This window comes from Streptomyces sp. NPDC001732 (genome assembly GCF_053596315.1).
The window spans coordinates 12463-36461 of the sequence record NZ_JBSFFY010000013.1; the positions used below are offsets into that span (position 1 = coordinate 12463).

18 protein-coding genes are annotated in these 23999 nt (G+C 74.1%); 6 read left to right on the forward strand and 12 right to left on the reverse strand.

Translation table 11 applies throughout. The features are described 5' to 3' along the window. The first annotated feature begins 75 nt into the window (after positions 1–75). Positions 76–2445, forward strand: a complete 2370-nt coding sequence (treY, locus tag ACWCXX_RS15810) for a malto-oligosyltrehalose synthase (protein WP_451127436.1) — start codon at positions 76–78, stop codon at positions 2443–2445. A gap of 82 nt (positions 2446–2527) precedes the next feature. Here treY and ACWCXX_RS15815 read toward each other — a convergent pair whose 3' ends face one another. Continuing rightward, the gene (locus tag ACWCXX_RS15815; protein WP_451127438.1) at positions 2528–3535 is read right to left on the reverse strand and encodes a cytochrome P450; all 1008 of its coding nucleotides are present in this window, start codon (positions 3533–3535) and stop codon (positions 2528–2530) included. 139 nt (positions 3536–3674) lie between these two features. Then, positions 3675–4241, reverse strand: a complete 567-nt coding sequence (locus tag ACWCXX_RS15820) for a DUF1707 and FHA domain-containing protein (RefSeq protein ID WP_451127440.1) — start codon at positions 4239–4241, stop codon at positions 3675–3677. 206 nt (positions 4242–4447) lie between these two features. Between ACWCXX_RS15820 and ACWCXX_RS15825 the strand changes: the two genes are divergently transcribed. Continuing rightward, positions 4448–5401: a GNAT family N-acetyltransferase gene (locus tag ACWCXX_RS15825; protein WP_451127442.1), complete on the forward strand. Its 954-nt coding sequence runs from the start codon at positions 4448–4450 to the stop codon at positions 5399–5401. Positions 5402–5446: 45 nt separating this feature from the next. On the opposite strand, the gene ACWCXX_RS15830 is transcribed toward ACWCXX_RS15825, so the two are convergent. Then, complete coding sequence (locus ACWCXX_RS15830; RefSeq protein ID WP_451127444.1) at positions 5447–6586, reverse strand: alpha-L-fucosidase; 1140 nt, start codon at positions 6584–6586, stop codon at positions 5447–5449. Positions 6587–6668: 82 nt separating this feature from the next. Next, positions 6669–8030 (reverse strand): GH1 family beta-glucosidase, encoded by a 1362-nt coding sequence (locus tag ACWCXX_RS15835; protein WP_451127446.1) that lies wholly within the window; start codon positions 8028–8030, stop codon positions 6669–6671. A gap of 180 nt (positions 8031–8210) precedes the next feature. Between ACWCXX_RS15835 and treZ the strand changes: the two genes are divergently transcribed. Beyond that, on the forward strand, positions 8211–10004 hold the full coding sequence (gene treZ, locus ACWCXX_RS15840; protein ID WP_451127448.1) for a malto-oligosyltrehalose trehalohydrolase: 1794 nt from the start codon (positions 8211–8213) through the stop codon (positions 10002–10004). A 76-nt stretch (positions 10005–10080) separates the two neighbouring features. Here the strand turns inward: treZ and ACWCXX_RS15845 are convergent, their stop codons facing one another. Continuing rightward, positions 10081–11208, reverse strand: coding sequence for an aminopeptidase P family protein (locus tag ACWCXX_RS15845; RefSeq protein WP_451127450.1), 1128 nt, complete (start codon positions 11206–11208; stop codon positions 10081–10083). Positions 11209–11277: 69 nt separating this feature from the next. Beyond that, positions 11278–11913 (reverse strand): nucleoside/nucleotide kinase family protein, encoded by a 636-nt coding sequence (locus ACWCXX_RS15850; protein WP_451127452.1) that lies wholly within the window; start codon positions 11911–11913, stop codon positions 11278–11280. 135 nt (positions 11914–12048) lie between these two features. Here ACWCXX_RS15850 and ACWCXX_RS15855 point away from each other — a divergent pair, with 135 nt between their 5' ends. Beyond that, positions 12049–12441: a VOC family protein gene (locus tag ACWCXX_RS15855; RefSeq protein WP_451127454.1), complete on the forward strand. Its 393-nt coding sequence runs from the start codon at positions 12049–12051 to the stop codon at positions 12439–12441. Between the two features lie 114 nt (positions 12442–12555). Here the strand turns inward: ACWCXX_RS15855 and ACWCXX_RS15860 are convergent, their stop codons facing one another. Together ACWCXX_RS15860 and ACWCXX_RS15865 are read right to left on the reverse strand one after the other, a co-directional pair. Beyond that, positions 12556–13215 carry a LuxR C-terminal-related transcriptional regulator gene (locus ACWCXX_RS15860; RefSeq protein WP_451127456.1) on the reverse strand — a complete coding sequence of 220 codons (660 nt, stop codon included), beginning with the start codon at positions 13213–13215 and terminating at the stop codon, positions 12556–12558. Further along, the gene (locus ACWCXX_RS15865; protein ID WP_451127458.1) at positions 13203–14432 is read right to left on the reverse strand and encodes a sensor domain-containing protein; all 1230 of its coding nucleotides are present in this window, start codon (positions 14430–14432) and stop codon (positions 13203–13205) included. The genes ACWCXX_RS15860 and ACWCXX_RS15865 overlap by 13 nt, the downstream gene beginning before the upstream one ends. A 170-nt stretch (positions 14433–14602) precedes the next feature. On the opposite strand from ACWCXX_RS15865, the gene ACWCXX_RS15870 reads away from it, so the two are divergent. Continuing rightward, positions 14603–15322, forward strand: a complete 720-nt coding sequence (locus ACWCXX_RS15870; protein ID WP_451127459.1) for an ABC transporter ATP-binding protein — start codon at positions 14603–14605, stop codon at positions 15320–15322. Then, positions 15319–17952, forward strand: coding sequence for an FtsX-like permease family protein (locus ACWCXX_RS15875; protein WP_451127460.1), 2634 nt, complete (start codon positions 15319–15321; stop codon positions 17950–17952). Before ACWCXX_RS15870 ends, ACWCXX_RS15875 begins: the two co-directional genes overlap by 4 nt. A gap of 281 nt (positions 17953–18233) precedes the next feature. On the opposite strand, the gene ACWCXX_RS15880 is transcribed toward ACWCXX_RS15875, so the two are convergent. From ACWCXX_RS15880 to ACWCXX_RS15895, 4 genes are all read right to left on the reverse strand, one after another. Beyond that, the gene (locus ACWCXX_RS15880) at positions 18234–19166 is read right to left on the reverse strand and encodes a LysR family transcriptional regulator (RefSeq protein ID WP_451127462.1); all 933 of its coding nucleotides are present in this window, start codon (positions 19164–19166) and stop codon (positions 18234–18236) included. 99 nt (positions 19167–19265) lie between these two features. Continuing rightward, positions 19266–20462, reverse strand: a complete 1197-nt coding sequence (locus ACWCXX_RS15885) for a glycine C-acetyltransferase (RefSeq protein WP_451127464.1) — start codon at positions 20460–20462, stop codon at positions 19266–19268. Positions 20463–20530: 68 nt separating this feature from the next. Beyond that, complete coding sequence (gene tdh / locus ACWCXX_RS15890) at positions 20531–21559, reverse strand: L-threonine 3-dehydrogenase (protein ID WP_451127466.1); 1029 nt, start codon at positions 21557–21559, stop codon at positions 20531–20533. Between the two features lie 324 nt (positions 21560–21883). Next, a complete protein-coding gene (locus ACWCXX_RS15895) occupies positions 21884–23995 on the reverse strand; it encodes a protein kinase domain-containing protein (protein WP_451127468.1) in 2112 nt (703 codons plus the stop codon). Positions 23996–23999: the final 4 nt, after the last annotated feature.

The following is a 23999-nucleotide window of genomic DNA, read 5'->3' on the forward strand; positions in this document are numbered from 1 at the left end:
ACCGGGACACCGCCGGTCGAGCCCTTTGCGGCGTTCGGTGACACAGAAGCCGTCCGGCCGGGTACGAACGTCCGCATGACGCCCACCGCCACCTACCGCCTCCAGCTCCAGCCCGACTTCCCGTTCTCGGCAGCGGGACGTGCCGTGCCGTACCTCGCCGGACTCGGTGTCTCCCACCTCCATCTGTCCCCCGTGCTGGAGGCCGTGCCGGGCTCCCGGCACGGCTACGACGTCGTCGACCACAGCCGGGTGCGTGCCGAACTCGGGGGCGAGGAGGGGCTGCGGGAGCTGGCCCGCACGGCGCGGGCGCACGGTCTCGGGCTGGTCCTGGACATCGTGCCGAACCACATGGCCGCCCACCCCCGCCACAACCACGCCCTGCGGGAGGTGCTGCGCGAGGGCCCCGAATCCCCGTACGCCCGCTGGTTCGACATCGACTGGGCGGCGGGCGGCGGCAAGGTGCTGCTGCCGGTGCTCGCCGGGCGGATCGGCGACGAGACGGACGGGTTCCGGGTCGACGGGGACGTGCTGCGCCACGGCGAGCAGGAGTTCCCGCTGCGGGCCGGCACCGCCGGTCTGCCGCTGCCCGAACTGCTGGACGCCCAGCACTACCGGCTCGCCTGGTGGCGGCTGGCCCGTACCGAGCTGAACTACCGGCGGTTCTTCACGATCTCGGACCTCATCGGGGTGCGGGTGGAGGACCCCGAGGTCTTCGCCGCCACCCACGCCAAGATCCTCGAACTGGTCCGGGACGGGGTCGTCGACGGACTGCGCGTGGACCACCCCGACGGGCTCGCCGATCCGGCGGCCTATCTGGCCCGGCTCGCGGCGGCGACCGGCGGGCGGTGGACGGTGGTGGAGAAGATCCTCGGCCCCGCCGAGCGGCTGCCCGCCGACTGGGCCGTCGCGGGGACGACCGGGTACGACGCGCTGCACCGGATCGACGGCCTGTTCGTCGACCCGATGGGCGCGGCGGAGCTGGTCGGCCGCTACCGGGAGTACGCCGGGCCCGCGGGCGATCTCGGCGGTGACTGGACGTCGACCGTCCGCCGGGCCGCGTACGGGGTGGTGACGCACGAACTGGCCGCGGAGACGGAGCTGCTGACCCGGCTCGCCGTGCGGGTCTGCGCCGCCGACCCGGCGCTGCGCGACCACGCCCCGTGGACCCTGCACGCCGCCGTGTGCGAACTGCTCGTGCGCATGCCCGTCTACCGCCCGTACGTGACGGCCGGCGGGGTCTGTTCGCAGGAGGCCGCGGCGACGCTTCCGGAATCGGCCGTACGGGACGCGAGGGCGACGTTCTCCGTCCCGGAGGAGGCGTCGGCCGTCGACGTGGTGCGGGAGCTGGCGCTGGGGCGGCTGGGGGCGGGGCCGGAGCGGGAGGCGTTCTGCACCCGGTTCGCCCAGACCGCGTCCGCGCTGCGCGCCAAGTCGGTCGAGGACGCCGCGTTCTACCGGTATCTGCCGCTGATCTCGGCGAACGAGGTGGGCGGGAATCCGGGGCGGCCCGGGGTGGCGCCGGAGGAGTTCCATGCCTTCTGTGCCCGCTCGGTGGCCGACCGGTCGGCCGGCGGCACGGTGCTGACCACCCACGACACCAAGCGGAGCGCCGATGTCCGGGCCCGGATCGCGGTGCTGACGGAGTGCCCGGAGAAGTGGTCCGGGCTGCTCACGGAGGTGGGGCGGGCGGTTCCCGCCGCCGCTCCCGACGCGCAGTTCGCCTGGCAGGCCTGGCAGACCGCGGTGGGCTGCGCGAAGCTGCCGGCCGGCGAGGCGGCGGGCCGGCTGGAACCGGCGCTGCTGAAGGCGGTCCGCGAAGCGGGGCTCCACACCGGCTGGACCGAACCCGATCCGGGCTACGAGCGGGCGGTGACCGACTTCGTGGCGGCCGGTCCGGCCGCCGCTGCCGGTGCGGTGCGCGAGCTCCTGGACCGGTTCTCGGCCACGCTCGCCCCGTACGTGCGGGCCAATGTGCTGGGGGCGGCGCTGGTGCACCTCACGATGCCGGGCGTGCCGGATCTGTACCAGGGCACGGAGCGGGAGTACGTGGCACTGGTCGACCCGGACAACCGGCGGCCCTTCCGGGCCCCGTCCGACGGCGGCCCGGCCGACGAGAAGAGCGGCCTGACCGCGGCGGCGTTGCGGCTGCGGCGCGAACGGCCGGAGGTGTTCGGCCCGTCGGGCGCGTACGCCCCGCTGGACGCGCGGGGGCCCGCGGCCGCGCACTGTCTGGCGTTCTGCCGCGGGGGCGCGGCGGTCACCGCGGTGACCAGGCTGTCGTTGCGGCTGGCCGAGTCGGGGGGCTGGCGCGGCACGGAGCTGGTGCTGCCGGACGACGGGCCGTGGACCGATCTGCTGACGCCGGGCCGGAAGTTCACCGGGGCGTCGGTCGCACTCGCCGAGCTGTTCGCCGACCGGCCGGTGGCACTGCTCGGCCGGGCCTGACGACGAGGCTTCGCGGGCCGCGGGCGAGCAGGCCGCTGACCACAGGGCGGAAGCCGTCCGCGCGCGACCCCGGTGGCGCTGCTCAGCCGGGCCTGACGACGAGGCTTCGCGGGCCGCGGGTGAGCAGGCCGCTGACGACGGGACGGAAGCCGTCCGCCCAGCGGAGCCTCGGCATGGCGTCGAGCAGTGCGCGCACGCCCTGCCGGGCCTCCAGTCGGCCGAGCAGGACTGCGGGGCAGTCCGCGGGGCCGGTGAGGGAGCGGCCCTGGTCGCGGCGGAAGGGGTCGAAGCGGTCGGGTGCGGCGAACCGTTCGGGGTCGCGGCCCGCCGAGCCGGTCAGGCAGGCGACGGGGGCCCCGGCGGGCAGTGTGCCGCCGCTGAGGGTCACTTCGGTGACGGTGCGGCGCAGCACGACCTGGACGGGCGGGTCGCGGCGCAGCGTCTCCGTCCAGGCCCGCTCGGCCAGGGCGGGTTCGGTGCCCAGGGCGGCCAGCAGATCGGGGGCGTCCAGCAGGTTGGCCAGGAAGGAGGCGAGCGCCGTCTCGCGCAGGCCGGTGTGCCGGGTGCAGGGCGTGGCGGCGGGGCCCGTCGCCGTACGGGGCGTCCGGGGAAGGTACGGGCGGGCGCCCGGTCCCGGTGCGGCGCCGGCGGGCAGCCAACGGCAGAACTCCGTGACGAGATCGACGTTCCGGCGTCCGGCGATGCGGCGCGCCAGCACGTATGCGGTCCGCTCGACGCGCTCGGCCGTGTGGCGCGGCGGGGCCGTGGGGCCGGGCCGCCGGCCGGGGGTGCACTGGGGGCTGCCGTGGCAGAGCCCGAGGGGCGCGGGGCCGCCGCCGGGCGCGGCGTCGTGCGGGAAGCCGGTGAAGCGGGGGTCGGTGAGGGCGGCGGCCACGTCCGCGTACCGGCTGATCAGCCAGGCGCCCAGGGGTGCGTCGTAGACGAGCGGGTGTTCCTCGCGCAGGACGCGGTACAGCCGGTGCGGGTCGTGCGCCGCTCCGGGGGCGAGCAGGCTGGGGGCGGTGCGGGGTCCGCGCGGTGTGCGGCCGGGGGCCGGGAGAGATATGTCTTGCGGCGCGTCGGCCTGCATCCGGACCCCCGGGGCTCAGGGCGCCGGTGTGCGGCGCGGTTCCACCCAGGGGACCATCGACCCGGTTGCGGCGCATTCGGAGTACGGCCGTCCGGGTGGTCACGGGGCCGTCGGCGGGGAGCGGGGACGCCGAAGGGCCTCAGGCCGGGGGGCCGACGACGGGCGCGGAGAGGCGGAAGCTCATCTGCCCGAAGCTCACCTGGTCCCCCTCGCGGACCGGGACCGTGCCGGTGACCCGCTGTCCGTTGACGCAGGTGCCGTTGGTCGAGCCGAGGTCGCGCAGCAGCCACCGGCCGTCCCGCACGGTGAGTTCCGCGTGGAGCCGGGAGACGGTCTCGTGGTTGAGCCGCAGGCCGTTGCCCGGATCGCGGCCGATGAGCAGGGGGTGCGGGCTCGGGGCGGGCAGCAGGAGCTTCGGGAGCCGTTCGGTCTGCCAGACGCGTCGCACCCGGCCGGGGAAGCCGGACACCCCGCCCACCATCCGGAGGATCCGCCGCGACCAGCGGCCTTCGCCCTCCAGGTCGGCGGTGAGCGACTCCAGGTCCTCGGGGCGCCGGGCGGTGAGGGCCAGTTCCATGCGCCGCATGAAGGTGTCGTGGGACAGCCTGCCCTGTGCGGCGCCGTCTCTGAGTACGCCGAGAACACGGTCGCGCTGGGCGTCGGACAGCCGCACGGGATACGTGTGGGACTCGAAGGAAGACGTCACGGAACCAATTGTCGGTCCGACCGCCCCGGAGTGTCCAGAACGGTCCCGCTCCCCCGTCCCGGCCCGCGCGCGGCGCACGGGTACCGCAACCGGGAAGAGCCGCACCGGAATTCCCGCGCGGAACCCGGGACCGGGTTGCTAGGGTCTGCCGCCGCGCGCCGCCGGGCATCCGCCTGGCGGTCCTTCACGCCCTTCGAGGAGACCGTGTGCCCCATGCTCCGCAGGAACTGACCGTACGCCCGCTCGCCGGTCCGCAGGAACTCGGACTCTTCCGGCGGCTCTCGTACGTGCTCGACCACGAGCTCGCCGACGACCTGGAGAGCGGGCGCCGCCGCCCCGGGTGGATGTGGGTGGCGCTGTACGGCGACCGTGTGGTGGCGCGGCTCGCGTGGTGGAGCCGGGACGGTGACGTCCCCCTGCTGCTCGACTGCTTCGACCTCGACGACACCCTGCCGGAGCCCGAACGCGGCGAGGTGGGCCTGCGGCTGCTGGAGACGGCGACGGCGGCGGTCGTCCCGGCCGGGGCGAAGCGGCCCGAGTACGGGCGGTTCGTCCCGCCGGACTGGCGCGAGGACGCGGCGGTGCGCGAGGCGGTCGAGGCCCGGATGCGGGTGATGGAGCGTTCCGGGGCCCGGCTGCTGGTCGAGCGGCTGCGCCTGGAGTGGCGTGCGGGTACGCCGGTCCCGGCCGACAGCGGGAGGCTGCGGTTCCGCCCGGTCGAGGGGCGCGAGGACCTCCTCGCGCTGATGGCCCCGGTGATGGAGGGCACCCTCGACGCCCACGGACGGGCCGACCTGGCGTCCGGGCTCAGCGCCCGCGAGGCGGCCGAGAAGCACTACGACGAGGAGCTGGCGGGGTACACGACCCCGCGGGAGTGGTGGCGCATCGCCGAACTCCCGGACGGTGAACCGGTCGGGTTCGTGATCCCGGCGCGCAACGACTACAACCCGATCATCGCCTACATCGGGGTGCTGCCCGCACGGCGCGGCCACGGCTACATCGACGACATCCTCGCCGAGGGGACCCGGGTGCTGGCCGCGCGGGACGACGTGGTGCGCATCCGGGCCTCCACCGACCTCGGCAACGTCCCGATGGCGAAGTCCTTCGCCCGCCTCGGATACGTGAACTTCGAGCGCTCCTTCGACATGGTCTGGGACTGAGGCCGGCCGCGGCCCCGTGCCGTCCGGGCGGAAGGGCGCCCCGGATCACTCCCCCGCCGTCACGGCGACCCGGGAGTGCCGGGAGTGCTCCGCCAGCCAGTCCAGGCGGAGCCGCTGTTCGGCCGGGATCGCAGCGTCCTCGCCGCGCGGGCCCACCGTGAGCAGCAGGTTGTCGCCGTCGGCGGCCGTGCCCCGGACCAGCCTCTCCAGTTCCTCCCGGCCGAGATGTGCCTCGGGCGGCGCGGCGCGGTTGTAACCGGCGCCTGGGCCGATGCCGCGGGTGATCTCGTACGGGCCGGTGCGGGCGCCGGGGGCGGTGCGCCGGGTGGGCTCCGTGGTGCGGAGGCCGTGGTCCCCGGGCCCGTGCGCGGCGCGTCCCCCGTCCCGGGCGTCGGCGCGGCGCGCCCACCGGTCGTACAGCGTCCCGGCGCCGGGGAGCCGCAGTGCGTGGCGTATCGGCGGGGCCGGTACCGGGCGGTCGACGACGCCGTGCGGGACGGTGAACCGGTAGTACCCGACGAGGTGTCGGACGTCGGCTCGGGTGCCGGGCCAGGCGAGGTCGTTGCGCAGGACGTCCGGGCGGTAACGGCGGATCAGTTCGCGCAGCTGGGCGCCCGCGTAGTCGGGGTAGCCGCCGCGCGGGACCGCCCGGACGAGGTCGGCCCTCCTGGCGACGGGACGGCCGTCGAAGGTCCGGTCGAGTCCGCCGCAGTAGTGGACGCCGAAGCGCATTCCCTCGGCCCGGACCGCTTCGGCGAATTCGCCGGCCACGTCGCGCCGGGTGTGCCAGCCGCCCCGGTGCGGGTTGCGGATCGCGGAGGGCCAGAGGCAGAAGCCGTCGTGGTGCTTGACGACGAGCACCGCATAACGGGCCCCCGCCGCCCGGAAGGCGCGGGCCCATTCGGTGGGGTCCCAGGCGTGCAGGGCGTCGTTGAAGTCGCCCCCGAACGCGGCGTACGGGCGGGTGCCGTAGGTCGCGCGGTGGTGGGCCGAGACGGGGCTGCCGGGGAAGCGGAGCGCGTTCTCGTACCACTCGGCGCGCGACGTCCAGCCGAGCGGCGCGCGACGCCCCGCCAGGGGGAGCTCGTCCACCGGGACGTGCGGCGGGGCCCAGCCCGGCACGGAGGCGGGCGTCCAGTGCACGAGGATGCCCAGTCCGGCCCGGGACCACCAGGAAGCGACCATGGCGCGAAGTATTGATCATTCCGGGGCCGTTCGTAAGGCCCCGGCCCCCGTTCCCGGGCACCGGCCGGTACGCCGGCCCGGGTCAGTGTGCCGGGCCGGCCGCCTTCTGTGCGTGGATCAGGTCGCGGTACCAGGCGTACGAGTCCTTGGGGGTCCGGCGCAGCGTCTCGTAGTCGATGTGGACCAGGCCGAACCGCTTGCTGGCGCCCTCGATCCATTCGACGTTGTCGGTGAGCGACCAGGTGAAGTAGCCGCGCACGTCGACGCCCGCGTCGATGGCCGAGCGCAGGGCCCGCAGGTGCCCCTCCAGGTAGGCGATGCGGCGGGTGTCCGCGGCGGGCTCGTCGACGGCGCAGCCGTTCTCGGTGATGTAGAGCGGCGGGAGCCGGTCGCCGAAGCGGTCGTGGAGCTGGACGAGGGTCTCGCGCAGGCCGTCGGGCACGACGGGCCAGCCGAAGTCGGTCTTCTCGTAGCCCTCTATCTCCCGGATGCCGAAGGGGAGTTCGGCGGGCATCCGGAAGCCGGAGAAGTCCTCCGGGGCGTCCGCGACGGGGGCGCCGACGAGCGTGGGGCTGTAGTAGTTGACGCCGTACCAGTCGAGCCGGGTGGAGATGGTGGCCAGGTCGTCCTCGACCGGGCCCGGCATCAGCGCGGCGATGTTCTCGTCGGGGTAGCGGCCGGTGAGGATCGGGTCGGCGAACATCCAGTTGGTGATCGTGTCGTACAGCTCCGCGCCCAGCCGGTCCTCGTCGGAGTCCCCCGCGGTCCAGACGGGGGTGTGCGAGACGGCGACGCCGATGTTGTCCGCGCCCGCGCCGCGCAGGGCGCGCACGGCCAGGCCGTGGGCGAGGAGCTGGTGGTGGGCGGCGGGCAGGGCGTCGAAGAGGAGGGCGCGGCCCGGTGCGTGCTCGCCGAGCGCGTAGCCGAGCAGCGTCACCTCGGCCGGTTCGTTGATGGTGATCCACATCGGTACGCGGTCGGCGAGGCGTTCGGCGACGATGCCGGCGTACTCGGCGAAACGGTAGGCGGTGTCCCGGTTGAGCCAGCCGCCCTCCTCGTCCAGCGGGAGCGGGGTGTCCCAGTGGTAGAGGGTGGGGGCCGGGGTGATGCCGTGGGCGCAGAGTTCGTCGACGAGGCGGTCGTAGAAGTCGAGGCCCTGCGGGTTGATCGGTCCGCTGCCGCCGGGCACCACGCGCGGCCAGCTGACGGAGAACCGGAAGGCGTCGGCGCCGAGGCCCGCCAGCAGGGCCACGTCCTCGCGGTAGTGCTGGTGGAAGCCGGTGCCGCGGGTGGTGTCGGTGCCGTCCTTGATCCGTCCGGGCTGGGCGGCGAAGGCGTCCCAGCCCGAGGGCCCCTTCCCGTCGGTGTCGACCGCGCCCTCGGTCTGGAACGCGGACGCGGAGGCTCCCCAGAGGAAACCCGGCGGGAACGGCGGCACATTCATCTCGGCCTCCACAGCCGTAAGAGCGAGTGCGTATTGAGCGGAATCTGACGGGGCAATGATCAGAACCAGACCTTAACCGCCGGTAACGGGCTCGATCCAGTGTCGTGGGCCGGTGATCGCGGCCGCGGGCCCGGCTCGGGACGCGGAACGCGGGGACGGCGACAAGACGAGGAGCGTTGCATGCTGTTCGAGGTGTGGGCACCGGATGCGGACTCGGTCGGGCTGCGGCTGGCGGGTGAGTCGCGGGCGATGGAGCGGGACGCCGCGCGGGCCGGGTGGTGGACGGCCGAGGCGGAGGCGTCGGACGGGGACCGCTACGGCTTCGTGCTGAACGGGGCCGGGGGCGACGGAACCGGGGCCGGGGGCACCGGGCGGGTGCTTCCCGATCCGCGTTCGCGCCGCCAGCCGGACGGGCCGGACGGCGAGAGCGCCGTCGTCGACCACTCCCTGTTCCAGTGGCGCGACGGCTGGGCGGGCCGGGGGCTGCCGGGCGCCGTGCTGTACGAGCTGCACATCGGTACGTACACCGCCGAGGGCACCTTCGACGCCGCGGCCGAGCGGCTCGGGCACCTCGCCGAGCTGGGGATCACCCATGTGTCGCTGATGCCGGTCTGCCCGTTCCCCGGCACCCACGGATGGGGGTACGAGGGCGTGTCGCTCTGGGCGGTGCACGAGCCGTACGGCGGGCCGGAGGGGCTCAAGCGCTTCGTCGACGCCGCGCACGGTCTCGGGCTCGCGGTCGTGCTGGACGTGGTCCACAACCATCTCGGCCCGTCCGGCAACCATCTGCCCGCCTTCGGCCCGTACTTCACCGAGACCCGTCACACCCCGTGGGGCGCGGCGGTCAACCTCGACGCCCCCGGGTCGGACGAGGTGCGGGCGTATCTGCTGGGCAGCGCCCTCGCCTGGCTGCGGGACTACCGGCTCGACGGGCTGCGGCTGGACGCGGTCCACGCCCTGGCCGACGGGCGGGCGCTGACCTTCCTGGAGGAGCTGTCCGCGGCGACGGACGCGCTGGCGGCCGAGCTCGGCCGCCCGCTCTCGCTGATCGCCGAGTCCGACCTCTGCGACCCGCGGACGACGACCCCGCGCGAATCCGGCGGCCTCGGCCTGCACGCCCAGTGGAACGACGACTTCCACCACGCGCTGCACACCGCGCTCACCGGTGAGTCCCAGGGCTACTACGCGGACTTCGCCGTCGCCCCGCTGGCCGCCGTCGCCAAGACCGTGACGAGCGTGTTCTTCCACAACGGGACGTACTCCGGCTTCCGCGGCCGGACCCACGGCCGTCCCGTCGACCTCGTCAACACCCCGGCCCACCGGTTCGTCGGCTACGCCCAGACCCATGACCAGATCGGCAACCGGGCCCTGGGCGACCGGCTCTCCGCCACGCTCTCCCCCGGTCTGCTGGCCTGCGCCGCGGCGCTCGTGCTGACCGGTCCCTTCACTCCGATGCTGTTCATGGGCGAGGAGTGGGGCGCCCGGACCCCCTGGCAGTTCTTCACCGACCACACCGATCCGGCCCTCGCCGAGGCCGTCCGCAACGGCAGGCGGCGGGAGTTCGCGGCGCACGGCTGGGCGGCGGACGAGGTGCCGGACCCGCAGGACCCGGCCACCCGGAACCGTTCCTGCCTGGACTGGGACGAGCCCGCGAGGGAACCGCACGCCCGGCTGCACGCCTGGTACCGCGAGCTGATCGCGCTGCGCCGCACCCTGCCCGACCTCTCCGATCCGGACCTGGCCTCGGTGCGCACCGCGTACGACGAGCGGGCGCGCTGGCTGGCGTACCGGCGGGGCGATCTGCGCGTCGCGGTCAATCTCGCCGGGGAGCCGGCCACGATCCCGCTGGGCGACGGCCGGCGGCGGGGCGGGGCGGGCAGGGTGGTGGCGGCCTGGGAGCCGGTGGCGGCACCGGGCCGCGACGGGCTGCTGCATCTGCCGTCGGAGTCGTGCGTCGTACTGGCGGACGACTGATCCGGCCGGGTCACGGGCCCGGGAAACGGACCCCGGCCCGCACCCCCGCCCCGCGCCCGGCCACTCGGCCACTCGGCTACTCGACGATCGCCATGTCGCGCTCGGTGGTGTTGAGGCGGCGGCCGCCGTCCTCGGTCACGGTCACGATGTCCTCGATGCGGACCCCGAACCGGCCCGGCAGATAGATTCCGGGCTCCACGGAGAAGCACATCCCGGGCACCAGCGGCCGTTCCTCGCCCTCGATCATGTACGGCGGTTCGTGGGTGGTGACGCCGATGCCGTGGCCGGTGCGGTGGATGAAGCGTTCGCCGTAGCCGAACTCGGTGATGACGGCGCGGGCCGCCCGGTCGACCTCCTGGCAGGCGACGCCCGGCCGGACCGCGTTGCATCCCGCCTCCTGCGCCTCCCGCACGATGTCGTGGACCCGCTGCTCCTCGGCCGTGGGTTCGCCGACGTGGACGGTGCGGGAGGTGTCGGAGCCGTAGCCGTGCTTGAGGCCGCCGAAGTCGAGCACGACCATGTCGCCGTGCTCGATGGTGCGGTCGCCCGCCTCGTGGTGCGGGTTGGCGCCGTTCGGCCCCGAGCCCACGACGGTGAAGTCGACCTGGGAGTGCCCGAACCGCTTGAGCAGATCGGCCAGTTCGGCGGCGATGTCGGTCTCCTTGCGGCCCGAGAACCGCACCTTGAGGATCTCGCCGTACGTGGCGTCCGCGGCGGCCCCGGCGGCGGCGAGCCGCTCCAGCTCGGGGGCGTCCTTCACCGCGCGCAGCATCGGCAGGGCCTCGGTGAGGGAGACGTACGAGGTGTCCGGCAGCGCCCGCTGCAGCCCGAGCAGATGCATCGCCCAGGTGTTGTCGCTGACCCCGAACCGGCCCCGGCCGTCGAGCAGCGGGGCGGTGACGGCGTACGGGTCCTTGCCGTCGGTCCAGTCCCGGAGGGTGAGGGCCGGTGCGCCGACGGCGCTCTCGGCGTCCGGGGCCTCCAGCGTCGGGACGACGAGCACCGGGTCCCGGCCGGGCGTGAGGACGAGGACGGTGAGGCGTTCGGTGTTCACGGGCCGGTAGCCGGTGAGGTGCACGAGGTCGGGGCCGGGTGCGACCAGCACCCCCGCGAGCCCGGCCTCGGCGGCGGCATCGGCCGCCCGCGTCATACGGGCCCGGTAGTCGTCGGCGGTGAACGGTACGGGCTGGTTCGGGCTGGACATGCGGACCTCCTGGCGACGCGACACGGCACACAGCATCCTGCCCGTGCGCGACCGTCCACGCGAGGGGGGTCAGGATTCCGGGCGCGGCCGTACGACGAGGGCGGCGCGGGAGCGGCCCCGTTCGACCAGGCGTGCGTTCGGTTCGTCGGAGTCGGCCACCCAGCGCTCCGCGTATGTCCGGGGCTTGCCGAACCGCACATGCCGGTCGACGAGCCTGCGCACCCGCAGGTCCGGTTCGACGTCCAGGAACCACGCCTCGTCCAGCAGCCCGTGCACGGGCGCCCAGGCCCCTTCGTCGTGCAGGAGGTAATTGCCCTCGGTGACGACCAGCGGAATGTCCGGGGGTACGGGCACGGCTCCGGCGATCGGCTCCTCCAGGGTGCGGTCGAAGGCGGGGGCGTACACGGTGGTTCCAGGTTCCGGGAGGCGCAGGCGGCGGAGCAGGGCCGCGTACCCGGCGACGTCGAAGGTGTCGGGGGCTCCCTTGCGCCCGGCGCGGCCGAGCCGTTCCAGCTCGGCCTGGGCGAGGTGGAAGCCGTCCATGGGCACGAGGACGGCGAGTCCTTCGAGGGCCTCGACGAGCTGTGCGGCCAGGGTCGACTTCCCGGCTCCGGGCGGTCCCGCGATGCCGAGGATGCGGCGGTGGCCGGGGGCGGCGAGGCGCAGGGCGCGGGCCGTCAGCTCGGTGAGGTCGCTGATGTCCATGGGGTGCATTGTCCTGGTGCGTGGCCGAAGGGCGTCACGGTGGCGGATCGGGCGCAGTTCCCGCAGAGACGGGTAGTGTTACGTATGACGTACTGACTCGCGGGCCCACGACCCGCCCCCCGCACGAGGAACCTCATGCCGCACATCGCCCTGGTCACCCTGGTCGTCCGCGACTACGACGAAGCCGTCTCCTTCTACACGAACGCCCTCGGCTTCGAGCTGGTGGAGGACACCGACCGGGGCGACGGCTCGCGCTGGGTGGTCGTGCGGCCGCGCGGCACGGAGGGGACCGGGCTGCTGCTGGCCCGTGCCAAGGACGAGGTGCAGCGGGGATGCGTCGGTGCCCAGACGGGCGGGCGGGTCGGCTTCTTCCTTCACACCGAGGACTTCGCGGGCGACCACGCACGGATGCTGGCCGCCGGTGTGCGGTTCCTGGAGGCGCCGCGGCACGAGGCATACGGTTCGGTGGCTGTCTTCGAGGACCTGTACGGCAACCGCTGGGATCTGCTCCAGCCCTCGCAGCCCTGAGCTCCGGCACCGCCGTCCGAGGTGCCGGTGGTCACCCCGGCCCCGGCCCCGGCCGGAACGTACGCAGCCGGCCCGGCCGGACGAGTACGCCCGTCAACCCGGCGCAGACACGCGTCAGCGCGTGCCCTTGCCCTCCAGGTACGCGAGCACCGCAAGCACCCGCCGGTGCACCGTGCCGTCGTCCGGTTCGAGGCCAAGCTTGGCGAAGATCGAGCCGATGTGCTTGCTCACGGCCCGTTCCGTCACCACCAGTTCGGTGGCGATGCTGCCGTTCGCCTTGCCCTGCGCCATCAGTTCCAGGACCTCGCGCTCGCGCGGAGTGAGGCTCTGCAGGGGTTCGGCCGACGACTTGCGGGTCAGCAGCTGGGTCACGACCTCGGGGTCGAGCGCCGTGCCGCCGCCCGCCACCCGGTCGAGCGCCTGGAGGAACTGGTCGACCCGGCCCACCCGGTCCTTCAGCAGGTAGCCGATGCCCTGGGCACCCTGGGCGAGCAGCTCGGCGGCGTACGTCTCCTCGACGTACTGCGAGAGGACCAGGATCGGCAGTTCGGGCATCCGGGCGCGGGCGGCGAGCGCGGCACGCAGCCCCTCGTCGCGGAAGGTGGGCGGGAGCCGTACATCGAGCACAGCGGCGTCCGGGCGGTGTTCCAGCAGCGCGGGCAGCACCTCGGGCCCGGTCGCCGCGTCGGCCACCACTTCGTGGCCCGAGGTGCTGAGCAGCAGGATCAGGCCCTCCCGCAGCAACGCGTTGTCCTCGGCGATCACGATCCGCACGGCAGCTCCACTTCGATGTCCGTCGGCCCCCCGATGGGGCTGTTGATGCGGGTGGTGCCGTCGAGGGCGGCGATCCTTCGCCTGATTCCGACCAGCCCGCTGCCGGCGCGTTCGTCCGCTCCGCCGTGACCATCGTCGCCGATGGCCACCCGCAGGGTGCCGGGGGGCCGGTCGATGCGTACGGTCGCGGCCGTGGCGCCGCTGTGTTTGCTGATGTTGGTGAGGGCCTCGGCTATGACGAAGTAGGCAGCGGCCTCGATCGCGGCGGGGAGCCGTCGCCCGTCCTCGACACCGGCGAGCTCTGCCGTGACGGGCACGCCGGCATCGGCGGCCAACGCCCTTACCGCACCCGCGAGTCCGCGGTCCGTCAGTACGGGTGGATGGATGCCGCGCACCACGTGCCGCAGTTCCGCGAGAGCCTCCTCCGCGCCGTCCTGTGCCTCGTCGAGGCGGATGCGCGCGGCGGCCGGGTCGCGGTCGAGGAGCTGCTTGGCGAGGCCGATACGCATCGACAGGGCGACGATCCTGGCCTGGGCCCCGTCGTGCAGATCCCGTTCGATGCGGCGCAGTTCGGCGCCGTGCGCCTCGACCGCACCGGCCCGGCTCTCGGTCAGTTGGGCGATCCGGTCGGCGAGTGCGGTGGACGGCGAGGAGGTGAGCAGGGAGCGGGTCCAGCTCGCCGACAGATCCGCGAGCACGGAGTGCCAGCGCAGCACCCAGCCCCGGCGCACGGGGAGCGGCGTCCCGTACTCGTCGAAGGCCCGCCGGTCCAGCAGGTGCAGGACGGGCAGCGCGGCCCCGTCGACGAGGAGCCCGACCGGCCACAGCACCATCGCGAGGTAGCCGACGGCATTGCCCATGAGCGCCTGGATCGGCAGCCAGAGCGCGTCGCGCCAGACCGTCGGATCGGTGAGTACGCGCCGGACCCGCTCGGAGAGTTCGCCGCCGTCCAGCGGCGGATACGGCGTCGGTGTGAACGGCACACCGAGCCGAGCGGCCGCCCTGCGGCGCTCGAACTCCGCGAACCGGCGCAGCACTTTGGCGGCCTCGGGCAGGGCGGGCAACCCGATGATCACGACGGCGAACATCAGGGCCGCCACCACCAGGAACGTTCCCACATATGCGAGCAGCGCTACCGGAATCCCGATGGCCAGATAGCGCGACGCATCCCACGAACGCCGGATGGCGATCGTCAGCGGGAGGGAAGTGGTGCTCATGACGCATCACGTTACGGGGGTCCGCCCGCGGCAGGAGTGGGGCCCTCCCCCTGAGCGTGGTGTATCCGGCTGCACCCCTGTCCGGAAGCCCGCACCCTCGTCCGGGCGTTTTCATCCTCATAGCGTTCATGGAGGCCAGAAGGTACGAAGCGCCGAGCGGAGAAAAAACAGTGGAGTCGACGGTGGGCACGGTCACAGCGGTGCGGGCGACCGCGCTGAGTCTTCAGTCGGTGAGCCGGCACTACGGGCAGAGCGGCGGCCGGAAGGCGATTGCGCTCGACGCGGTGAGCTGCGCGGTCCCGGCCGGGAGTTTCACCGCGGTGGTGGGCCCCTCGGGATCGGGGAAGAGCACGTTCCTGCAGTGTGCGGCGGGCCTGGAGCGTCCGACGTCGGGGACGGTACGGGTCGGGGGCACCGATCTCGGCTCGCTGTCCGAGGCCGCGCTGACCCGGTTGCGCCGGGACCGGATCGGCTTCGTCTTCCAGTCGCACGCCCTGAATCTGGTGCCGTCGCTGAACATCGAGGAGAACGTCGTGCTGCCGCTGGTGCTGGCGGGCGCCGATCCGGCGGACGAGCGGGTACTGGCCCGTGGCCGGGAACTGCTGGCCCGGGTCGGCCTGGCGGATCGCGGCGCGCAGGGCCCCGCGACGCTCTCCGGCGGCCAGCAGCAGCGGGTCGCGGTGGCGCGGGCGCTGGTGACCGAACCCGAGGTGATCTTCGCGGACGAGCCGACGGCGTCCCTGGACCCGGAGTCGGCGGCGCTGGTGCTCGGCCTGCTGAGGGACGCCGTACGGGTCGACGGCCGTACGGTCGTCATGGTCACCCATGATCCGGTGGCGGCGAGCTGGGCGGACACCGTGCTGACGATGGACGGCGGCCGACTGCGATGAGTACCGGTACGGGCACGCTGAGGCCTCACACAGATGGGCGGCACGGGGTGCGACGGGCGTCGGCGTTCCTCGCCCTGCGTTCGCTGAAGCATCATCGCCGGGCCTGGGCGGCGGTGTTCGCGGCGACGACGGCCGCGGCCGCGCTGATCGGTGCGTTCGCCTTCGTTCTCGGTTCGCTGCTGCTGGCACAGCCGCCGGTGGAACGGTATGCCGGGGCCGACGCGGTGGTGGCGGTCGACCAGAAGGTGACGTACACGGCGAAGCCGTGGGGCAGCGAGCCTCAGACCGCGACGGCGTATCTGCCCGAACGGGTCCGCCTGGACCGCTCCGCGGTGGCGAGGGCGGCCGCTGCCGACGGCGTCGCGAAGGCCGTCGCGGACGATTCGGTCCCGGTGGCCGTGGGCGGCGCGGGCGCCGGTACCGGGGCCGGCGGGACTTCGGCTGTCGGCCGTTCATGGGCTTCCGCCGCGCTCACTCCGTACCGGCTGACGGACGGGCACGCGCCGAGGACGTCCACCGAGGTGGTCATCGACAGCGCGCTGGCGGCCGCGGCCGGGAGCAGGCCCGGTGACCATGTGACCCTGCAGAGCGACGGGCCGCCCCGTCGCTACACGGTCAGCGGTGTGGCCGACACCGGTCACCGGGGCGCCTCCCCCGCCGTCTTCTTCACCGAGCAGCGGCTGACCGCCTTGGCCGGACACCCCGACACGGTCGACGCCATCGGCATCGTCGCCGAGAAGGGCGTCCCGGCCCACGAACTGCGGGCGTCGCTGGAGACCGCGCTGCCCGACCGCACACACGGCGACCGCGGGGTCCGCATCCTCACCGGTCCGGAGCGGGGACAGGCCGAGTACGTCGACGCGCTCGGCGCGCGCGGCGATCTGCTCCCGCTGCTCGCCTCCATCGCGGGGACGGTCCTCATGGTGGCGCTCCTGGTGATCGCCACCACCCTCTCCCAGGCGGTCCACCAGCGCTCCGGTGAACTGGCGCTGCTGCGCGCGGTCGGGGCGTCGCCCCGGCAGCTCCGGTCGGCCGTCGGCCGTGAGGTGAGCCGGGTGGCCGGTGCCGCCGCGGTGCTGGGCGGGGTCGGGGCCGTCCCGCTGGGGCTGCTGATGCGCTCGCTGCTGACCACGGACCCGCTGCCGCTGCCCGTGCCGGTATGGCTGCCGTTCGCCGCGGGCGCCACGGCCGTGGTGCTCGTCGCATCGGCGGCGCGTCCGGTGTCGATGCTCGCGGCCAGGTCCATCACCCGGCTGCGGCCCGCAGCGGCGCTGGGCGCGGCTCGGGCGCCCGAGCCGGGCGAGCCCGGCCGGCTGCGTACCGTCATCGGAGTGGGGCTGGCCGTCGCCGGGGTCGGTTCGGCGGGGGCCGCAACGGCACAGGGGGGGCAGGCCGCCGCGGTGGCCGCCTCGGGTGCGGCGACCTCACTGATCATCGCGGTGGCGCTGCTGGGTCCGTGGATCGCCCGGGGGGCGATGCGGGTGCTGGGTGCACCGCTACGGCGTGCGGGCGGTGTCTCCGGGTTCCTGGCCGCCAGGTCCGCCGCCGCGCACCATCGGCGCCTCGGTGCGGCGATCACCCCGATCGTGCTGGTCGTCGCGTTCGTCTGCGTACAGCTGGCGGCCGGTTCGACGATGGAGCGGGCCGCCGACCGGCAGGCCGCTGCCGCTCTCCGGGCGGACCTGGTGGTCACGGGTCCGGCCACCGGGCTGCCGGCCGATGCGGCGCGGGCGGTGCGCAGGGCCCCCGGCGTGATGGCGGCGACCGGTGTGCTGCGCTCCGGCGTCGTCCTCGCCCATCGCGAGATGGGCGATCCGAAACTGGACCGGTTCCCCGTGATGGGTGTGACGGCCGATCAGTTGCCCGGCACGCTCGATCCGCGCGTCACGGCCGGTGATCTGGCTGACCTCACCGGCAACGGCACGGTCGCGGTCGGCAAGGACCGGGCCGACGACCTCGGCATCCGCACCGGCGACACGGTGAAGCTCCGCCTCGGTGACGGTACGGAGGTACGGCTCCGAGTGGTGGCGCTCTACGAGCGGGCGCTGGGACTGGGCGAGTTCATGCTGCCGCACGAGGCCCTGGCCGGACATGTCTCGGCACCGCGCGACCAGCAGATCCTGATCCGCTCCGAGCACGGCGGCCCGGCTGCGGCCGCTGCGGTCCGACGCGCCCTCGCCCCGTACACGGATGCGCAGGTCCGTACCGCGACAGCGGACGACGCGCGGATCGCCCCGGTGTCGTCGGACCAGGACGACGCCCTGATCGTCATCGGTGTCGGGGTGATCGGCGGCTTCGCGCTCCTCGCGGTGATCAGCACGCTGTCCCTGATCACGGTGGGCCGCCGTCCCGAGTTCCGCCTGCTCCGGATGGTCGGCGCGGGCCGCCGCCAGGTGAGGCGGATGCTGGTCCTGGAGACGGGGCTGGTGGCGGTGACGGGCCTGGCGATCGGCACGCTGGTCGCGGCGGTCCCGCTGGTGGCGTTCGCGGTGTCGGTGGCCGGTTCGGTGCCGTATCTGCCGCCGGTGCGATACGGGGCGCTGGTGCTGGCCGTGGTCGTGGCGGCGGGGGCGGGGGCGGTATGGCCCGGGTCCTCCGGCGGCCGCTTCGTCCTCAAACACCGGGTTTGAGCCCGTACCGCACCGTCGGACATGGCCGAGTGCCCGGCCCTGAACGTGAACTGTTCAGGGCCGGGCGCTCGGCGAGTGAGACATGGTCACTGCACTTTGCGCAGAACTCACCCAGGAATGCATCGTCCGTTCGGATCTCGTCGGTTTGGATCGCAGCAGCGAACCCGCCTCAAGCGAATTCCGCAAGCAGGTGAGGGAGTTGCGGTGAAGACGGAGCAGGAGGCGAACCGAGCCGCATTTCGATGTCGCCGCGACCAGAGCCCCCGCCCCCGGGGCCCGCGTCACGGCGAAGCCGGCAGCGGCAGCGCCGCCTCCCGTACCGCCGCCGCGGCCAGCGCGTCGAGCACCGGCGCGATCAGCGGATGCGCCTCCGCCCCGTGCCGCACCGCGGCGAAGACCCGGCGGGTCGGTGCGCTGCCCTGCACCGGCCGCACCACCACCCCGGTCAGTTCCATCCCCCGCAACGCCGACCGCGGCACCAGCGCCACCCCGGCCCCCGCTCCGGCCAGCGCGACCACCGCGCGGAAGTCGTCCGAGGAGTGCTCCAGTCTCGGCTGGAATCCGGCGAACTCGCAGGACAGCACCACCACGTCGTGGCAGGGGTTGCCCGGGTACGGGCCGATCCACGGGTCCTTCTCCAGGTCGGCGATCGCCACCTGTTCCCGGTCTGCCAGCCGGTGCCCCACCGGCAGCACCGCGTCGAACGGCTCGGAGTACAGCGGGACCCGGGTCAGCCGCAGGTCGTCCTCGCCCGGCGCGCCCCGGTACTCCACGGCGACCGCCACGTCGACCTGCCGGTCGAGCACCATCGGCACGCTCGCATCGCCCTCCGCGTCCTGGACGCGGACCCGGATGCCGGGTGCGGTGAGCGTCAGCGCGGCGATCGCGGGGGCGAGGACCAGGCCGATGCCGGTGGCGAAAGCGGCGACGGTGACCGTACCGGCCTCCCCCGAGCCGTATGCGGCGAGCTCCGCCTCGGCCCGTTCCAGCTGGGCCAGCACCGCGTTGGTGTGGGTCAGCAGGATGTCCCCGGCAGGGGTGAGCCGGGCACCGCGCGCGCCGCGTTCGACCAGCCGGTGCCCGGTCTCCTGCTCCAGGGCGGCGAGCTGCTGGGAGACCGCGGAGGGGGTGAGGTACAGCGCGGCGGCTGCTGCCGTCACCGTGCGATGGTCCGCCACCGCACGCAGGACGCGCAGCCGCCGTGAGTCGATCATGTCCCCATTGTCCCAGGTCACGGAGGTGGCCCGGCCGCCCGGGTGAGGCCCCGGGCGGATGGACGGACGGGGCCCCGGACAGCGGCCCCGTCCGCTCCGTCACTGTTCCCCGAGCGCCGCGCGCGCGTCGACGAACGCGTCCACGGCCCGGTTCACGTCCTCGGTGGAGTGGGCGGCGGAGAGCTGGACGCGGATGCGGGCCGCGCCCTGCGGGACGACCGGGTACGAGAACCCGATCACGTACACACCGCGTTCCAGGAGCAGTTCCGCCATCCGGCCCGCCTTCGCCGCGTCCCCGATCATGACGGGGGCGATGGCGTGGTCCCCGGGCAGGATGTCGAAGCCCTCCTCGGTCATCCGGGAGCGGAAGAGCGCGGTGTTGGCGTTGAGCCGCTCGCGCAGGTCGCCGGCCCCCTCCAGCAGGTCGAGGACCTTGAGCGAGGCCGCCGCGATGACCGGGGCGAGGGAGTTGGAGAAGAGGTAGGGGCGGGAGCGCTGGCGCAGCAGCGCGACGATCTCGGCACGGGCCGCGACATAGCCGCCGGACGCGCCGCCCAGGGCCTTGCCGAGGGTGCCGGTGATGATGTCGACGCGGTCCATCACGTCGTGCAGCTCCGGGGTGCCGCGACCGCCGGGGCCGACGAAGCCGACGGCGTGCGAGTCGTCGACCATGACCATGGCGTCGTGGCGCTCGGCGAGGTCGCAGATCTCGCGCAGCGGGGCGACGTAGCCGTCCATGGAGAAGACGCCGTCGGTGACGACGAGGCGACGGCGGGCGCCGGACGCCTCCTTGAGCTGCTTCTCCAGGTCCGCCATGTCGCGGTTGGCGTAGCGGAGGCGCTGGGCCTTGGAGAGGCGGATGCCGTCGATGATGGAGGCGTGGTTGAGGGCGTCGGAGATGACCGCGTCCTCCGGGCCGAGGAGGGTCTCGAAGACACCGCCGTTGGCGTCGAAGCAGGAGGAGTAGAGGATCGTGTCCTCCTGGCCGAGGAACGCGGAGAGCCGCTGCTCCAGCTCCTTGTGGACCTCCTGGGTGCCGCAGATGAAGCGGACCGAGGCCATGCCGTAGCCCCAGCGGTCCAGGGCCTCGTGGGCGGCGGCGATCACCTCGGGGTGGTCGGCGAGGCCCAGGTAGTTGTTGGCGCAGAAGTTGAGCACCTCACCGGGGCGTCCGCCCGCGGTGACGGCGACGGACGCGGACTGCGGGGTGCCGATCACCCGCTCGGGCTTGTGGAGTCCGGCGGCCTCGATCTCCTCGAGGGTGGTGCGCAGGTCGTCGCGTACGGAATCGAACATGAGGGTGTCTCCCAGCTGGTCGAGAGGGCTCGCCGCCCACGGGGCTTCGGGGCGGGGCGGGGCGTCGGTCAGGAGGTCCAGTCGAGGATGATCTTGCCGCCGCGGCCGCTCGCCGCGTCGTCGAAGGCCGCGTCGAAGTCGCGGTAGTCGTAGCGGCCGGTGATCACGGGGGCGAGGTCGAGGCCGCCCTCCAGGAGCACGGACATGGCGTACCAGGTCTCGTACATCTCGCGGCCGTAGATGCCCTTGATGGTGATCATCGAGGTCACGATCCGGGACCAGTCCACCGCGAACTCCTCGGACGGCAGTCCGAGCATGGCGATGCGTCCGCCGTGCGTCATGTTCGCGATCATGTCGCGCATCGCCTCGGGCCGGCCGGACATCTCCAGGCCGACGTCGAAGCCCTCGCGCAGGCCGAGGCGCTGCTGTCCCTCGGCGATGGTGGCCTCGGCGACGTTCAGGGCGAGGTTGGCCCCGACCTTCCTGGCCAGTTCCAGCCGGGCCTCGCTGACGTCGGTGATGACGACGTTGCGGGCGCCCGCGTGCCGGGCGACGGCGGCGGCCATGATGCCGATCGGCCCGGCTCCGGTGATCAGCACGTCCTCGCCGACCAGCGGGAACGACAGCGCGGTGTGGACGGCGTTGCCGAACGGGTCGAAGATCGCGGCGATGTCGAGGTCGACGGGGACCCGGTGCACCCAGACGTTGGACGCGGGCAGGGCGACGTACTCGGCGAACGCCCCGTCCCGGCCGACGCCGAGGCCGAGCGTGGCGCGGCACAGGTGACGGCGGCCGGCCAGGCAGTTGCGGCACTTGCCGCACACCAGGTGGCCCTCGCCGCTGACCAGGTCGCCGACGTTGATGTCGACGACGTCGGCACCGGTCGCCGCGACCTCGCCGACGAACTCGTGTCCGAGGACGAGCGGGGTGCGCACGGTCTGCTGCGCCCAGCCGTCGTAGGCGCGGATGTGCAGATCGGTGCCGCAGATGCCGGTGCGGAGGACCTTGATCAGGACGTCCGAGGGGCCGATCTCCGGCTCGGGCACGTCCATGAGCCAGAGTCCCGGCTCGGCCTTCTGCTTCACGAGTGCCTTCACGGCGGTGGCTCCCTGCGCTGGTACGGCGTTGAGTGCCCCGGGCCGGAGGCGGCCATGGGCAAGCCTGCGGCCCGGGGAGGAATGAGGGGGGACGGGTTCCGTGGCAGCGCGCGTCGACCGGCTGCCGCGCACCATCCTCTGCCGTCACGGATGAAATCTGCCGCACCCCGCGCCACAGGTCCATCGAGGTTTTCTTAAACGCGCCCGCAGCTCCACTTCATGCCGTCGCCGCACGTCCCCCGCACGTCCCTCCGTACGTCCCCCGCCCGGCCGTCGCCGGGTCGCCGCGTGGGCCGGGCGGGGCTTCCCGTGCATGGCCCCGGTTCACACCTTCAAGTAGGGCCCCAGGAAGCGGGCCCGGCCGCCCTCGACCCGGTAGAGGAAGATCCCCTTCTCGAACCGCACCTGCCGGCTGGCGCGGAAGGACAGGGTCCGGGTGATGCCGGGGTGGGTGGTCAGGAAGAGTCGCTGCGCGATGCCTTCGCGTTCCGCCCCGGTGGCGCTGGTGGAGCGGGCCGCGCGGGCGATCAGCCCGACCGCGTCGTACGCCTCGGCGGCCCAGCGGGCGGGCGGTGCCTCGAACCGTTTCCGGTACGCGGCGGTGAACGCCTTCGCGGCCGGGAGCCCGGACGGGTCGCTGTACGCCTGGGCGAACACCCACCCCTCGGCGGCCTTCCCGGCACCGCCGAGGAAGGCGGGCGCCAGGACGGGCCCGGTGGACGCGCGGGTGCCGGTGAACCCTGCGTCGGCCAGGGCCACCCCGCAGCGGGCGCCCCGGGCGGGGGACGTCGAGGCGAGTACGACGGCGTCCGCGCCCGCGGCGACCACCGCGCGGGCCACCGGGCCGAAGTCGTCCGTGCCCGCCGCGACCGGGTGGACGGTCGTCTTCGCCCCCTTGGGCAGGGCGTTGCGGAAGGTGTCCGTGATCGCCCAGGCGCCCTCGGGGTCGGCGCCGTCCTCCACGACCGCCAACCGCCGGGCCGGGCGGACCTGGACCAGGTAGTGCTGGATGCCGAAGGAGAGGTTGTCGTCGAAGGGGCGGAGCACGCAGAGGGTCTCGACAGCCGCCATCTCGGCGGTGGTGGAGCCGGCCGCGACGACGGCCTGGGCGAGGCCGGTCCGCTCGTAGCGCTCGACGACGGATGCGGCGACGACGTTCCCGGTGGGGCCGACGACGGCCAGCACCTTCGGGTCGGCGGCCAGCCGGTCGGCGACGCGCAGCGCGCGGGTGGGGTCCCCGGCGTCGTCCTCGGTGCGCAGGGCGAGCCGGAAGGGGATGTCGGCGCGGGCGTTGTGGTCGTCGACGGCGAGCCGCATGCCGTATTGGTGCGCCACGCCGACCGCCCTGCCGGGGCCGGTCAGGTCGGCGTGCAGGCCGATGGTGTGGACGGGGAGGGGGCGGGGTTCCGTCCCCCCGTCGGTCCGTCGCCCCGCCAGCCAGGCCGCTGTTCCGCCGCCCGCCAGCAGGACGGAGGCGGCCGACGCGGTGAGCAGGCGGCGCCGGGAGAGGCGGGGCGGGGCGGGGTCCTCGACGGTCGCCGGGGGTTCGGGGACGGGGAGCGCGAGGGCGGTGGCCGAGCGTTCGGCGATCAGGGCGGAGAGCCCCGGCGGCGCCCAGGAGGCATCGGGGGCGGGCGCGGTGTCGGCGAGCCGTTCCTCGACCCGGCGGGCGGTGGGCCGGTCCGCCGGGTCCTTGGCGAGGCAGGCTTCGACGAGCGGGAACAGCTCGGGCGGCAGGCCGCGCAGATCCGGTGGCTCGTGCACGGTGCGGAACAGCACGGACGCGGCCCCGTCGTCCCCGAAGGGGCGCCGCCCGGTAGCCGCGTACACGAGGACGCAGCCCAGCGAGAAGATGTCGCAGGCCGGTCCGACCGGTCCCGCCGACGCCTGTTCGGGGGCGAGGTAGCCGGGAGTGCCGATCACGGCGTCGGTCGCGGTGAGGGCGGTGGCGCCCTCGTGGCGCGCGATGCCGAAGTCGATGAGCCGGGGCCCGTCGAGGGCGAGGAGGATGTTGCCGGGCTTGACGTCGCGGTGGACGAGACCGGCCTCGTGCACGGCGACGAGTGCGCCGGCCAGGCGGGCGCCGAGGGCCCGGACGGTCGTGACCGGCAACGGCCCCTCGGTGGCGACGACCTCGGCCAGCGAGGGACCGGGGACGAACCCGGTGGCGAGCCAGGGTTCGCGGGCCTCGGCGTCGGCGCCCGTCACCGGGACCACCCAGGGCCCGGTGACCCGGCGGGCGGCCTCGGCCTCGCGCCGGAACCTGGCCCGGAAGCCGGGGTCGGTGGCGTGCTCGGCCCGGATCACCTTCACGGCGGCGAGCGCCCCGCCGGCGGAACGGGCCAGGTAGACCACGCCCATGCCGCCCGCGCCGAGCCGTACCAGGGTGCGGTACTCGCCGACGGTCCGGGGGTCGTCCGGGGTGAGTGGTCGCATGCCG

Excerpts from the sequence above, each read along its gene's own strand:
- treY (WP_451127436.1), top strand. The coding sequence starts at position 76 with ATGACGCCCACCGCCACCTACCGCCTCCAGCTCCAGCCCGACTTCCCG.
- ACWCXX_RS15815 (WP_451127438.1), bottom strand. The coding sequence starts at position 3,535 with ATGCAGGCCGACGCGCCGCAAGACATATCTCTCCCGGCCCCCGGCCGC.
- ACWCXX_RS15830 (WP_451127444.1), bottom strand. The coding sequence starts at position 6,586 with ATGGTCGCTTCCTGGTGGTCCCGGGCCGGACTGGGCATCCTCGTGCAC.
- ACWCXX_RS15835 (WP_451127446.1), bottom strand. The coding sequence starts at position 8,030 with ATGAATGTGCCGCCGTTCCCGCCGGGTTTCCTCTGGGGAGCCTCCGCG.
- treZ (WP_451127448.1), top strand. The coding sequence starts at position 8,211 with ATGCTGTTCGAGGTGTGGGCACCGGATGCGGACTCGGTCGGGCTGCGG.
- ACWCXX_RS15845 (WP_451127450.1), bottom strand. The coding sequence starts at position 11,208 with ATGTCCAGCCCGAACCAGCCCGTACCGTTCACCGCCGACGACTACCGG.
- ACWCXX_RS15850 (WP_451127452.1), bottom strand. The coding sequence starts at position 11,913 with ATGGACATCAGCGACCTCACCGAGCTGACGGCCCGCGCCCTGCGCCTC.
- ACWCXX_RS15855 (WP_451127454.1), top strand. The coding sequence starts at position 12,049 with ATGCCGCACATCGCCCTGGTCACCCTGGTCGTCCGCGACTACGACGAA.
- ACWCXX_RS15865 (WP_451127458.1), bottom strand. The coding sequence starts at position 14,432 with ATGAGCACCACTTCCCTCCCGCTGACGATCGCCATCCGGCGTTCGTGG.
- ACWCXX_RS15875 (WP_451127460.1), top strand. The coding sequence starts at position 15,319 with ATGAGTACCGGTACGGGCACGCTGAGGCCTCACACAGATGGGCGGCAC.
- ACWCXX_RS15880 (WP_451127462.1), bottom strand. The coding sequence starts at position 19,166 with ATGATCGACTCACGGCGGCTGCGCGTCCTGCGTGCGGTGGCGGACCAT.
- ACWCXX_RS15885 (WP_451127464.1), bottom strand. The coding sequence starts at position 20,462 with ATGTTCGATTCCGTACGCGACGACCTGCGCACCACCCTCGAGGAGATC.
- ACWCXX_RS15895 (WP_451127468.1), bottom strand. The coding sequence starts at position 23,995 with ATGCGACCACTCACCCCGGACGACCCCCGGACCGTCGGCGAGTACCGC.